This is a genomic window from Bacillus cereus, assembly GCF_002577405.1.
In the GTDB taxonomy this organism is placed as follows: Bacteria; Bacillota; Bacilli; order Bacillales; family Bacillaceae_G; genus Bacillus_A; species Bacillus_A cereus_AU.
In genome coordinates, this window is sequence record NZ_NULR01000001.1 from 369,219 (window position 1) to 383,464 (window position 14,246).

A 14,246-nucleotide genomic window follows, 5' to 3' on the forward strand; every position below is an offset into this window, starting at 1 on the left:
AACTAATTCGAAATATATATTTAATTATCCCCTTTTTTAACTATTCCTATACAGTTACTTCTCAAATTCTCGTATTCCTGCTAAATCTTCATCTTCCTCGATAAGCTCAGCAAAGACTCCCGTTTCATCTTCACGAAGTACAATTTCAAGTTCTTTTTTAGCCTCTTCATTTCTGTTTAAAAGCGCTAAGTAACAAGCATGATCATATCTTGCTAACAAATTATTTGCATCAACAATTAATATTTCACTCGTTACTTTTTCTGCCTGTATCGTTTGTCCCGCCCCATGATACGAAGATGCTAAAGAAAGAAGAATTGCCGTATCATTTGAATGATGTATAGAAGCACCTTCTAATAAATGAATTGCCTCTTCAAATCTCTCTTGACTTTGGTATATTTCTCCTAAAACAAGGAATCCTCTACTTACAAACGGTGTTTTTCCCGTTAATTGTAAGCATATTTTTTCTGCTTTTCTTTCTTCTCCAGCTCTCAGGAATACTTGTGCTTGCAAAAGAAGAGTATCATAATCATCCGGTAGCTCTCGGACCATTTGCTTCGTTAACTCTAGAGCATCTCGTAGCATCCCTTCTTCCTCACACTCGATGAAAAGATTTACAAGTTGCTTTGCTACCTCATAATCCCATTTATTTTCTATCGCTGTTTGCAAAACTTCTATCGCTTCTTTATTCATCGCTGCATTCTCGTAGAATAGTGCAAATCGCTGCGCTGCCATACTATTTTTCGGATTTAACTTTAACGAAATTTCATATAAATCAATGATTGTTGTAATCATTGAAATTTCTTTCGTGCGATTTTTCATACGATAAAAAGCTCTCGTAAATATAGATTTTTTCGGTTGTTCATTTTGTTGACGCACAATCCAACATTCCGTAACCGCAGCTGCTGCATACATAAACGCAGCACTTTTTTCTGCTTTTTTCACTTGTAATGTATGAAGAAAATCTCGTATGCTAGACAATTTCTTATGCTGTTCTACTGCTTTTACATAAACATCAAAAATACGTTCATTACCTATATCTTGTTGCATTACTTTCATTGCAACTTCCATCGCTTTTGCATCTCTTTTTTTCACCAATACATTCGCATAATGATATAGAACTTCCGTATGTTCACCATCTAATTGTATCGCTTGCTCAATTTGTTCTTTTTCCTTATCTATTTCATTCATTGCTCCATACACATATGCGATCGCATCTAATCGCCATATTTCAGGTACTTCCTCCGCTAACTGTTCTAATTCCGTTAGCAGCTCTTCTTGTAATTCTACTTCTACTGAAAGCTGCGCCAAGTATTCCATATTTATATGCAAAGGTTCTTCTTTCATCGCCTGAACCATATGACTTTGTTCCTTTGAACGATTTTCTTCTTTTTCGTATATTTCTGCAAGCTGTAAATGTACACCAACGAAATTCCCATCAAGTTCTAAACATGTTTCATACGCTTGTTTTGCTTCTGTCAATTGCCCTAATGCCATAAGTGTTTCGCCAATTCGGTAATAAGGTAATGCCGTTTTCTTTTGTTCTATTGCCTTATTATATCTTTTCATTGCTTGGCCGTACTGTCCAATAGATTCATATAAAATACCTATATAACAACCGTATTCACTTACTTCATTTCTTTCTTTTTGTAACGTTCTTAAAAACGCTATACCTCGTTGTACAAACACAGTTCCTTTAATTCGATTTACATATTCATCTAATGCACTTGTTACACTATAATCTCCCTGCTTTATACCACTCTCTAATTTAACCAATGCTAATTTTAGTTCTTCCTCATTCCCGCCTAGTTCGATCTCTGCATCCCATAAAACCATCCCAGCATTCATAAGGAAGTCTTGACTCTTTTCAATTTGTTTTTCGATACCGAGAATATATTGTTTCGCTTCTTTATATTGCTCTTTTGCCATATACACTTGCGTAATTCCGAAATGAGAATAAACATCTTCATCATTTTCTTCTAAAGCACGCTCATACAATACTTCTGCTTCTTCCAAACTATCATTCTGAAAATGATAGTCACCTAGCCTTACGTAAAGAGGTGCTTTATCATCACAATTCTCAATGCCTTCTAATAAAATTTCTTTCGTACTTTCCTCATCCTTTAAATCTGATTCGTATATTTCCGAAAGTTTCGTATAAATGTAAGATGCATTACTATCCAAATGAATTGCTACTTTAAGCCCTTTTATCGCTAAATGTAATTTCCCTAATTGATGTGCACATCTTGCTCGCTCATACCATACATGCGCCTCATGTTTATACTCTTTTAACAAATCATTAAAGATTTCATACGCTTCTTCATATCTTTCTAAATCGATTAATATTAAACCATGATTCGTTAAAGTGAACCTTTCAGGACTACGCTCTAAAGCAATTTGAGAAAACTGCAACGCATTTTCAGATTGATCGATATACATATAGGATAAAGCGAGAAAACTCCATGCAATCGGCTGATCTGCGTCCAATTGCAACGATGAACGAAAACTTGAAATCGCTTCTATATACTTTTCCTGTTCAAATGCATATCTTCCATTTATCAAATGATATAAAGCACGGTTATTTTTCTTCTCAACACTTGCCAGCATTTGCCCAGCTTTTTCCACTTCTTGAAGACGAATAAAGCATTGTGCACCATGCAATTTAACAAAATCCGAGTTCGGAAACTTTTCCGTTAACTTTTCTATACAATATAGAATAAACTCTTTATCCACTTCAACATCTAAGTGCTTAACCGTATATAACCACGTATTCGGATTTTCACTCGTCTCTTTTAAAAATCTTACTAATTTACTTATTCCCTCTTTATCCTGTTCATCTAAATGATCCGTAAGAGAAAAAATAGATTTAAAATAACGATTTTCTTCTTCATTTAAAAATGCTAGTTGCTCCTTCTTTTCTTTCGGAACAAACGTAATCGCTAAACAACCTGTGTAACGATACCTCTCTTGCAATTTACTATATTCCACAAGAACTGGTTCTATAAAATTCGGATCTTGGACATAAAAAGCTTGTAACGTATCATCATATCCAGATAGTACTTGCACATGTGAAGCATGTTCAATGTCTATACTTAATAATACGGGAATCCCCTGGTCGATCAGTCTCTTATAATTTTCCTCATTCCCTTTAAAATAACGGTATTCATAACCTAGTTCTTCTAAATAAGAAACTGTATCTGAAAACTTCGAACCTGTCATATCAAAAATAAACTCTGCTATTTCATCCTGCGTACGTTTTTCTCCCCATATTTGCAACATCATTTCTAAACTTGTCGGAACGCAATAATTATCCTTTTGTACAATTGGAACTATCGGTAAGTGTACCTTTTTTCCATCTAGATTTTTTTCTAAATTATGATATAAAGACTCTTTTAAAGTTTTTTCTTTTTTTAATAGCACTTGTAAATCTACAAGTCTATTCATTTTGTACAGCGCTTCTGCACGTAAATGTACAAAGTAAGCTTCATAAGCATGATAAGGAAGCTGATGATTAATGTTATCTACTACCGCTAACATCTCTTCATATTGCCCTAAATCTAATAAATACTTTATCTTTTCAAAATGAAAATATGGTACTTGTGGAAACTTTACAATTGCATCATCAATTAGCTGTAATGCACGTTTTTGTTCCCCTTTATTCGCATATAACTGTGATAATAAATATGTGGAAAGTTCTTCACAATCTTTATGCTGCATGCCAGCTATAAATTGTTCCTCTGCTTTCTCCCATTCACCTGTATGCATATAGACGTAGCCCCATTTATCAAAGACCGCACGTGTACTGTACTCCTCTGCTTTTTGCATATAGATTAGCGCTTCTTCATTTCGTTTCATTTCTAACAGACATCGTACTAAAGTAAAATATGTTTTCGCTAAAAAATCGGCATCTATTTCTTCTTTATTACTCTCTTCTAAAGAATCTTTTAACAACTGTTCTGCTTCAAGAATTTTCCGCTCATCAATTAACTCGTCACAATATAAAGAGAGCGTTCTCATATTTGGGAATTTTTTATAGGCGTAGCGAATGAGGAATGAACTGTATTGGTGCATAAGACCTTCATCAGTAAGGCGAATTAATATATCAAACTCCTCATGTGAAGAAATATTATCAAGCCAATTTTTCACATAAGATAAAGTATTCGTTTCTTTTATATATGAAATTTCTTTATTTATTTCCTGTAATCCATCTACAAATCTCTTGTCTTTCAAACAAGCTTCTAACTGCTTAAAATCTAGCATGCATTCACCTCGAATTTATATTTATACTGCTATTTGCGGGCAGTAAAACTTCAACCTCAAAATCCCGCTGGAGCAAAGAAGTTAGGTGGGAGTCGGGCTGCGCGTAAACGCCCGATTGGTGTGGGCTAATAATCAGTGGGGCTGAACAAAACCACCACTGATTAAAGTTTCACTTTATACTGCTACTTGCTTAGATTTTACACATCATATTGTAGGTATTCAACTATAATCTCTTATAATGAGTGGTATTATTTAATGTTATTCGAATTTATAACAGAATATAGTAAAAATGATTGTTTTTCTTCGTATTTTGTTTGATTATATGGAATAACAAAAAATGAAGATTTTATCTTTTGGAATTTGAAATTAGTACATGAAATTATATCGGCGATAATTCAAATATATTAGCGATGAGATGATGATATCGCCTTGCCAACATTAAGTGATATTTTTTCATTTATCAAATTTCAAATCTGTAAAAACACCGTAATGATCGCTAGGAAACACCCCAAATGAAGTTAGTGATGTATCACCAAGTATAGATACCTTTTCAATTGTGGGAATTTCAAATGAGTCATTTTCTTGTATCATGATCCAATCGTATCTTTTTTCTTGCTTTACATCGCCTTTTAAATTCGGATTCTTTTTATAATCTAAAGTTGGTTGAGCTATCATGTTCTCTTGATCTTCTTTGAACTGAGCTACATCTATCCAATGCTTGCTAATTAAATATTGATGCACCATTGAATATGGATCATCATTAAAATCACCACATAATAATTCATAATCACTAAAGCTGTTTTCAATCCAATTATTCACAGTATTCATTTGTTCTTGTCTTATCCTACTAGATTTCCAATTTAAATGAACATTCGTTATTCCAAACTTGTACCCTTTATATTTAAACATGATTCGAATGGCACAATAATCCGATTCCTCTATATCTGTTTCCCATATAGCTTCTTCAGCTAATATAGGGGTTTTACTTAAAAAGGCTAGTCCTTCATCTGGAGAATCGGGGTACTCTTTAAATATACAAAACAGATATCCAGTTTGATCCGCTATATACTGTGCAACATTTTTCTTTGATCCATAAGTAACACAACTTCTAACTTCCTGTAGAGCAATAATATGCGGGGAAATATTTCGAACTTCCTCACAAATGGCTTCTAATCTCTCAACCCAAAAACTCTCATGATTCCATATATTAAAAGTAGCAACTCTCATTATATCGCTACTTTTTAACATTCTATTTCACCAAACGTAATTTTCATATTCGGAGCATATACTAAAGATGAATGTATATGAAACGCTTTAAAAAATCGTAACTCGGCTTCATATTGAGCTAATGCTTCATCATAAGTTAATCCTCTGACCATCAAACGTTCTGTAAATAGCTGTTTATCTCCTGGATTGCCCGCTATTCCCTCTTCTTTTAATGAATAATACAGTCTATGTTTATCATTATGATGCATTTTAGAGTCTAAAAAGTTCACTTTATCACTCACTCTACACTCAATATTTTTCACGCCTAATTCACTTAAATACAGCGGTATTTTCATGCCGATATTTCCATCCTTACCGTTTCTTTGTGTGTCTCTTTCAAATACTTTCTGCAAAGCACCTAGCCTGATAATTTCTGATTGATTCTCTCCATCTAATACATAGGAAGACATATTTGAAATCCAATGTGGTTCAAAACAGATTACTTTACCGCCATCCTTAATTGAATGTACCATTTTTTCTAGCATCGTTTTTGGTGAACTCATATGTAATAAGAAGGCATGGCAGATTGCTATATCGTATTTATTTTTTAATTCAATTTCTGTAGCATCTCCTTCAATAAATTCTGATTCATATGGAAGTGAACGAAATAACTCTCTCGCTTCAGCTATTAATGTTTCCCCGCTGTCAATACCTGTATACTTTGAGCCCTTTGGAAGTAAAGGCAGCAATACTAGGCCTAAATAGCCGTATCCACAACCGTAATCAACAATATGTACTGGCCCAGAGATCTGCCAAACTGTATTTACTAAAAAACTTAAATAATCGTCATTGTAATATAAGTCTCTCGTGTTTTTTAAATATATCAGTTTACTATTCCAATCATACGTTTCCAATGTCTATTCCTCCTTTATATACAACACAAAAATAAAATTCTATGTATAGAAGACATATTCCTACACTTGTGTGGAATATTTAAGCCAGTTAATCATAAATAGCAAAATTCTAAAGCAAAAAGGGCTAGTGCATCGTTAAAAATACACTAACCCTTTTTATTTAGAAAAAACATTAATAAGCAGGTTCTTAATCATTACAATCACAATCTAAACAATCAGTACAATCTAAATCGCCACAATCGAAATTTCTTCTTTTTTTACTTTTTTTAAGATAATAATATAGCAAGCCAATAAATAATGTGCACATAACAAAGGCTATTATTGCTTCTGTATATTTCTCGTGCATGATAAAACCGATTCCACTTCCTCCTGAAATGCAAATTAGAATTAAATAGATCCAGAACATCTAAGTAGCTACCTCCATTAATATACGCTTTAAGAAAGAATCCATATAATGCTAGATGAAATGAGTAATCCCATCCCATTACCGCTTAATATGCCGGTAGTTACTCTTAGCAAATTTGTGCTGCTTCTCCATTTCCATTTTTGAGTAAATCCATCAATAAGTAATGGAATTTGAGCGGAAAATGATAGTATTATTGCAAGTAGAAACGAAGGTTCCATATAAAAATACATCGGAAACATTAAAATACCGATAAACATGCCTGTACATCGCGCACATAATGGTATGTATTTTTGTAGTTTTAAAAAACTTCTTTCCGATCTTCTATGACAAGGAATTTGTAAGATAAAAGTTCGAATCAATATGAATCACCCTCTTTAAATAGATTTTAATTGATTTTGCAAAAAAATTATATATCAATAAAAAAACAAACCAGGTTCATACTAGACCTGGTTTGTCAGTTTACTACTATTTTACATCTCCTCAGGTGCCTCGACCCCAAGTAAACGTAATCCCTCTTTTAATACAACCGTCACAGCATACACTAATGCAAGTCTGCTATCTTTTTCTTCGGTCTCTTCTAATATTCGAACATTACCGTAATATTTATTGAACGATTGCGCTACATCTAATACGTATTTCGAAATAATAGATGGCTCATTTTTATTGAAGGCTGCTTCAATTACTTGAGGGAATTTATTGAGTAATTTTACGACACTCCAGCTATGATCATCTTTTAATGCGAACGTACACGTTTCAAATTCTACACTTTCTTTTCTTAAAATAGAGCAAGCACGTGCATGTGTGTACTGTACATACGGGCCTGTTTCACCTTCAAATTTCAGCATGTTTTCTAATGAAAATTCGATATTGTGCATACGCTCATTTTTTAAATCGTGGAAGATGACTGCCCCAACACCGACTTGTTTTGCTACTTCTTCTTTCTTCTTTAAATTCGGATTTTTTTCTTCAATATTTTGTTTTGCAAGCTCAACTGCTTCTTCTAATACTTCTTCGAGTAAAATAACTCTTCCTTTACGTGTCGACATTTTCTTACCATCTTTTAAAATGAACCCAAACGGTACATGTTCCATGCCGTCAACCCAAGTGTAGCCAAGCTTTTTTAATACAGTGAAAAATTGATTGAAATGTAAACTTTGTTCAGGTCCTACTACATATAACGCTTTATCAAATTCATATGTGTTTTGACGATATAAAGCTGCCGTTAAATCACGTGTTGCGTAAATAGTCGCACCATCTGATTTTCTAATTAAGCAAGGTGGCATGCCCTCTTTTTCTAAATTAACGACTAATGCGCCTTCTGATTCTTCAAGTAAATTATGTTCTTGCAATATCCCAACAAAATCTTCCATTTTATCATTATAAAAAGCTTCACCTTGAAAGTTTGTAAATTCCACACCAAGTAGATCATAAATACGAGAAAACTCTTTTAATGATTCGTGACGGAACCAATTCCAAAGCTCGACTGCTTCTTCATCACCTTCTTCTAGCTTTTTAAACCATGCACGACCCTCTTTTTCTAGTTCTTCGTCTTCTTTTACCTCTACATGAAACTGAACATATAGTTTAAATAATTCACGTATTGGATCCTCTTTAACTACTTCTTCATTTCCCCATTTTTTATATGCGGTAATTAACTTTCCAAACTGAGTTCCCCAGTCTCCAATATAATTAATGCCTACAACTTCATATCCACATTTTTCTGCAATATGCTTCAGCGAATTACCGATCATTGTAGAACGTAAATGCCCCATCGAAAAAGGTTTTGCAATATTTGGAGAGGAATAATCGATAACTACTGTTTTTTCACATCCAATATGATTTTGACCGTATTCTTCTTTCTCAGCTAAAATCGTTTTTAATACTACATCACTTACAGTTTCACGATTGAAAAATACATTTATATAAGGACCAACAGCCTCTACTTTCGTAAAGAACGGATCATTTAATTTCTCTGCAATTTCCTTCGCGATAATGGCTGGTGATTTTTTATATTGCTTCGCTAGTGAAAAACATGGGAACGCTGCATCTCCGAATTCATCTTGTTTTGGTGTTTCAATTAAGTCTAAAATTTGACTTTGCGTTAATTCATTCGTAAAAATATTTGATAAGCTTTTCGCAAACTGTGTTTTATATTCCATACTACATCCTCCTTATTTTTTTAAACACAAAAAACTCGTCTCTGTATAAGAGACGAGTTTGAACCCGTGGTACCACCCTTGTTGTTCATTACGAACCACTTTCCCGTTTATAACGAGGACAGGGGGCCTCGGCTTACTCTACTATTCATTCAAGAAGCATCTCCGAAGTGCGCTTCATCCTTTTCTTCCGCACTAGGCTCACACCATCCCTAGCTCGCTTTCCTTCTGAAAAAGACTACTCTCTTCATCATAGACAGTATATTTAATTAATTATTGCTTATTATACATCTTTTCAAACAATTAGCAAGGGTCAATTACACCAAAGTGAAACTTTGCACTTTTTCTTTTGTATACGTGAAAATTATGTTTTTCAAATCTAGAACTACGAAAATGATCCTTCAAAACGACACGCTTTCTCGCTACACGCTTTGCTTCTGTAATTGTTTCATCAGTAATATCATGATACAAAGCGAAGTGTTTTAACCCTTTAATTCCATCGGATTCTATGACAGTTTCTTCAAACATCGGATCAAGGTATACAACGTCATAACTATTATCTTCACATTGTGTTAAAAATGCGAAATGCTCCGTTTGCTTTACATCGATTCTTTGCATTGCTTCATCAATTTCAGAAACGGATGAAGACCATGTTTGCAAACCATTTTTCATAATATAAGCCATATATTCATTACCTTCAAGCCCTGTTACTCTTCCACTCTCACCAACAACATAACTAGCTACAATACTATCTGATGCCATACCTAGCGTACAATCTAACACTGTCATTCCACTCTCTAATTTAGCAGCTTGTACAAACGGATCGTGTTCTCCACGCATTAACCTTTTCACACGAAACATCGCTGAGTTCGGATGAAAGAAAAACGACTCTTCCGTTCCTTTCGGATAAATGGCTAATCGATTTTTGCCTACAACAAGCACATCTTGTTCATACTGTTCTTGCAGTTTATGTACTGGTATATCATTACGTTTAACGAAAGAACTATTTAACTGTGCTGCTACCTTGTTTGCATAATCTGTCATTTCTTTGTTCGTTCTTCCTGCTGTTGTTACTATCATTATTTCACCTCTATATAAAGAAAAGAGGGAGATTTACTCTCCCCCTTCTTTAGCAATTCTTTTCGAAAGCTTGTTCTAAGTTCGTAATAATTTCGTCCATAGTTGCACCTTCAATTTCATGACGGTGAATGAAGTGAACAACTTCTTTACCTTTTAGTAATGCCATAGATGGTGAAGATGGAGGAATTTCTCCGAAGTATTCACGCATTTTTGCAGTAGCATCTTTATCTTGTCCTGCAAATACAGTTACAAGATGATCCGGTTGTTTTTCAGCACGAACAACTGCTTGACCTGCTGATGGACGTGCTAAACCAGCTGCACAACCACAAACTGAGTTTACAACTACTAAAGTTGTACCTGATGCATTCTCCATAAATTCTGTAACAGCTTCTTCTGTAGTTAATTCTTCAAATCCAGAACGCACTAATTCTTGGCGCATTGGAATTACCATTTGGCGCATGTATTCTTCATAAGCATTTGACATCGTGTAATCTCTCCTTCAACTTTCATTCCAAATTCATCATATCACGCTCTATTAATAGGTGCAAAAGAAAGATAGCGATGATTTCATTTTTTTGAAGGGATTTCACAAACCCCTTCACGGCAATGTCCAACTGGGACAAGTTTTCTATTGTTAGCGATATAATCGTATACTTTACTTCCAAATCCAAGTACGATAGATAGTTTTATAAAAGGCACTGCAAACCAATAAGATGGGACGGCTTTTGCTAATACATGTATGCTATGGATTCCGTCATACCATTTATTATTTTTTAAAATATACAATCTTTGTTCCATCTTACTTTGTAGTTCTTGAGAAAGTTCATACTTTGAGACTACATCTTCATCTCGAAATGAAACGAATTTCATCTTACCCTTTTTATCTAATTTTTTCGTACGTTCTGCAACCGCCGTACACATCGGGCACCAACTATCATAGAAAACAATCATACATTATTCCCCTTTACGAGACTCCGTCATTTGTTTCCATACTGAACCTTTCGCTTCTTCGCCGCCTTCAATACGTTCTAAAGCTAAACGCGCTTGCATCGCCACTTCAAACTCTGGATCATCTTGCGCTGCTTTTAGTGCTGGAATTGCACTTTCATCACCTAGTTCAAATAAGAACATTGCTGCACGCCAGCGTACTAATTTACTTGAATCTTTCAGAGATTTAATCATAACGAACATCGCTGCCGGATCGCCTACGTCTGATAAACAATCGCCTGCTGTACGGCGAACACTCACAGAACGGTCTAACAACGCTTTATATAATAATGGTAATGCTTCTTCACCTTTTACCATACCTAGATAAGCTGTTGCTAAGCGGCGGATCGATACTTTCTCATCATCTAGCGCCATTTTCAATACTGGCATATCTTCTTCAGTAGGATCCATTTGCTCTAATGCTGCAAAACGGTTTTTCCAGTCAGAATCTTTCATCATCACTTCTGTTACTTTATATGGCTCACGCTTTTGAATCGTTACTTCAACTGCACCTGCTTGATTTAATAATTCTTTTACCGTTTCATTTACACGTTCTTCTGAATAAGCAGCAACAATTTCTTCTACTACTTCTTTTCCGATTTCTTCAAAATTACCGTAACGTGTACTTTGTTCTACCCATTTACGCTCTTTCACAACGTTAGGTGCAGACATTTGTACTTTCATAATTGATTCTTTAAAACGATCAGGTAAGCCAACACGCTCTTCTGTCGTTCCATCTGTTAACTTCACTTGCATCGGGATAGTAAAGAACATTTGAACAAACACTTTCACTTCTCCAAAATGTGAAAGTTGTTGTTCTTCGCTTTCTTCCACTATTTCTTCACCGAAAACGGCACGAACTTGTTGCAATAAAACTTTCCAATCATACTTCGCATTTCGCTCTACTGCTAAAAAGTCTGCAACATGATACACACCTTTAATGCCTTCAATTTTCAAAATTTCTTGCACTTGCATCGGTGCTTGTTCTTTATTTTCATTTGTATAATTATTACGCGCTCCTGATGGTAATACTTCATTCAAAATAACTTTCATTGTATTTGGACTTGGCGTCGGTTCAATTGCTTTAATCTTCACGTGAAAAACTCTCCTTTATTGCGTGTTCTTAGGTGTATTGTAACATGTTCCACCTCTATACTCCTACTCGGATGCTTTATTTTACGACTATCTTTTCTTTTTAAGGAGGTTATTTGTTTTCGTTGTCGTACATAAAAAAAGTCAACTATTTAATTGGCAATTTAGTTTATAGAAAACTTTATAAGTAGAAGAAGCTTTGGAGGATATTCCATGAAAAAAGAAGAACTTTTTAAAAATATAAAAACATGGAAGTACTACAGACCGACAAACTGTAGCTAAAATATGGGAGACTGTATTGACTAATAGTAACATCTCCCCTATCGATGTCCATACACCATTATGGTTGTGGAGTCGTGCAGGTTTTCCGCAACTTTCAAGCTTGGAAACATTACAAAACAACAACAACTAATAAAAATGGATAAAAAATAAATCTATATTTTTTATCCATTCCTTTAAGTTTTATCAAAATACTTTCATAGAATTCTATCGAACCTATTATTTAAAGCCTCATTTTATTGCGATGCCCCCTCTCGCCTTCTCTCTAAAAATGTAATACTCTCAATCACAACTTCCGTTCTATATATTCTCTTTCCTTGTTCATCATCGTAATTACTCGTATGAATACGCCCAGTAATTCCTACAAGTGAGCCCTTCGTACAATATTCTGTTACATTTTCAGCCGATCTTCGCCAAACGACACAATTAATAAAATCTACTTGTTGCTCACCTAAACTATTTCGAAAACCTCTATTCACCGCAACACATACTCGTGCATAAGCGACTCCTTGTTTTGTGTAGTATAATTCTGGTTCCTTTGTCAATCTACCGATTAATACAACTCGATTCATCATAAGTTATACCACCTCACATATTTTTCTTCATTGTAAAGAAAAATGAATGAAGGGTAAAAAGTGCAGAATGATATGTTTGTAAGTACAAAGTATTGTTTTATATCTTACAAACATGAAAAAGAAACCGTACATATTTTAAACATGCACGGTTTCAAAAATATTATACTTCACTGCAAAAGATGTAATATCCCGCGCGAGCCATCTTTATTTCAGCACAATACATTACATTTTCCAAATGAAAAGTAAGCGGTTTAATTTTACTCTCAAATTTTAGTTGTTCATCACATTCAACCGCATATCCTTCGATAGCTGAACAAATAACTTCTGATGATGGATACGTTAAAGCATCATCTAGTTCTATGAAAAACTTTTAGAAAATAGTTTTTTCATAATCCTTTTTCTCTTCATCATATTACATCCCCCTTCAATTCGAGTCGATGTTACACCATATTTTCAATTTATCTTTGAAAATAAAAAAATCCTGCATTTTTCATGCAGGATTTTTTACTAGTCATTTTTCGTAAAGTAAGAAACGAAACGAAGAATTTCTAAGTATAACCATACTAGAGTCATCATGAGACCCATTGCACTGTACCACTCCATATATTTTGGAGCTTGGCTACGCGCACCACTTTCGATTAAATCGAAATCTAGTAATAAGTTTAATGAAGCAACTACAATAACAACCGCACTAATGATAATACCAATAGTTCCACCTTGGTGAATATATGGTACAGTTACACCGAACATATTTAATAAGAATACGATCAAATACATAACCAGAATCCCCATTGTTGCAGCCATTACACCCGTACGGAATTTATCAGTTACCTTTACAACGCGCGTCGCATATAAAACTAACATTGCAAATAAAATTGAGATTGTTAGTAATACAGCGTTTAAAACGATAGCATCGCCAAATTTCATTGTATAAATCGCTGAAATACTTCCTAGTACAACCCCTTCTACCGCTGCATAGATTGGCGCCCCGATTGGTGCCATTCGCGGGAAGAAGATAGATGCAAATGCAATAATCGCCGCGATTACTAATGCACCAATTAATACTGGCATTTTCATCGTACCCTCTACCATCTGTATGTATGAATAGACAGACGTTGCAAGTAGTAAGATAAGCATAATGAACGTTTTGCCTACTGTTCCGCCAATAGTCATCGCAGAAGTATTTGCTCCCTCTTTACGGAACGCCTCTTTTTTCAACATTGGATTAGATGTTCTCATTTTTTCCCTCCTAAAATAGGTTCTACCAATAGTGTAAAGTTTTTCTCTTTACTTT

Annotated in this window: 12 protein-coding genes, 1 pseudogene and 1 other annotated feature; all 13 genes and pseudogenes read right to left on the reverse strand. The window is 34.5% G+C overall.

Going from position 1 to position 14,246, the window contains the following annotated elements:
* Positions 1–54: 54 nt before the first annotated feature.
* The 13 genes and pseudogenes from COC96_RS01920 to COC96_RS01980 all read right to left on the reverse strand — a co-directional run bounded on the left by COC96_RS01920 (position 55) and on the right by COC96_RS01980 (position 14,191).
* A complete protein-coding gene (locus tag COC96_RS01920; RefSeq protein ID WP_098266641.1) occupies positions 55–4,257 on the reverse strand; it encodes a bacteriocin-processing peptidase family protein in 4,203 nt (1,400 codons plus the stop codon).
* 453 nt (positions 4,258–4,710) lie between these two features.
* The gene (locus COC96_RS01925; RefSeq protein ID WP_098768171.1) at positions 4,711–5,505 is read right to left on the reverse strand and encodes an endonuclease/exonuclease/phosphatase family protein; all 795 of its coding nucleotides are present in this window, start codon (positions 5,503–5,505) and stop codon (positions 4,711–4,713) included.
* The gene (locus tag COC96_RS01930) at positions 5,499–6,377 is read right to left on the reverse strand and encodes a class I SAM-dependent methyltransferase (protein ID WP_098266640.1); all 879 of its coding nucleotides are present in this window, start codon (positions 6,375–6,377) and stop codon (positions 5,499–5,501) included. The genes COC96_RS01925 and COC96_RS01930 overlap by 7 nt, the downstream gene beginning before the upstream one ends.
* A 187-nt stretch (positions 6,378–6,564) precedes the next feature.
* The gene (locus tag COC96_RS01935; RefSeq protein WP_098266639.1) at positions 6,565–6,783 is read right to left on the reverse strand and encodes a hypothetical protein; all 219 of its coding nucleotides are present in this window, start codon (positions 6,781–6,783) and stop codon (positions 6,565–6,567) included.
* Between the two features lie 29 nt (positions 6,784–6,812).
* Entirely contained in the window at positions 6,813–7,142 is a 330-nt protein-coding gene (locus COC96_RS01940; protein WP_098266638.1) for a DUF2085 domain-containing protein, read from the reverse strand.
* 111 nt (positions 7,143–7,253) lie between these two features.
* The gene (gene argS / locus COC96_RS01945; protein WP_098266637.1) at positions 7,254–8,942 is read right to left on the reverse strand and encodes an arginine--tRNA ligase; all 1,689 of its coding nucleotides are present in this window, start codon (positions 8,940–8,942) and stop codon (positions 7,254–7,256) included.
* A 45-nt stretch (positions 8,943–8,987) separates the two neighbouring features.
* Positions 8,988–9,202, reverse strand: a binding site (T-box leader).
* Positions 9,203–9,242: 40 nt separating this feature from the next.
* Positions 9,243–10,019, reverse strand: a complete 777-nt coding sequence (locus COC96_RS01950; RefSeq protein ID WP_098266636.1) for a class I SAM-dependent methyltransferase — start codon at positions 10,017–10,019, stop codon at positions 9,243–9,245.
* A 49-nt stretch (positions 10,020–10,068) separates the two neighbouring features.
* Complete coding sequence (locus tag COC96_RS01955) at positions 10,069–10,503, reverse strand: BrxA/BrxB family bacilliredoxin (RefSeq protein WP_000063703.1); 435 nt, start codon at positions 10,501–10,503, stop codon at positions 10,069–10,071.
* Positions 10,504–10,586: 83 nt separating this feature from the next.
* The gene (locus COC96_RS01960; protein WP_098266635.1) at positions 10,587–10,970 is read right to left on the reverse strand and encodes a thiol-disulfide oxidoreductase DCC family protein; all 384 of its coding nucleotides are present in this window, start codon (positions 10,968–10,970) and stop codon (positions 10,587–10,589) included.
* Positions 10,971–10,973: 3 nt separating this feature from the next.
* Positions 10,974–12,101, reverse strand: coding sequence for a conserved virulence factor C family protein (locus COC96_RS01965; RefSeq protein WP_098768172.1), 1,128 nt, complete (start codon positions 12,099–12,101; stop codon positions 10,974–10,976).
* Between the two features lie 512 nt (positions 12,102–12,613).
* Entirely contained in the window at positions 12,614–12,952 is a 339-nt protein-coding gene (locus tag COC96_RS01970; RefSeq protein ID WP_098266633.1) for a single-stranded DNA-binding protein, read from the reverse strand.
* Positions 12,953–13,112: 160 nt separating this feature from the next.
* A pseudogene (locus tag COC96_RS01975) lies at positions 13,113–13,363 on the reverse strand (DUF4318 domain-containing protein).
* A gap of 96 nt (positions 13,364–13,459) precedes the next feature.
* Positions 13,460–14,191: a Bax inhibitor-1/YccA family protein gene (locus COC96_RS01980; RefSeq protein ID WP_098266632.1), complete on the reverse strand. Its 732-nt coding sequence runs from the start codon at positions 14,189–14,191 to the stop codon at positions 13,460–13,462.
* Between the last annotated feature and the right edge of the window lie 55 nt (positions 14,192–14,246).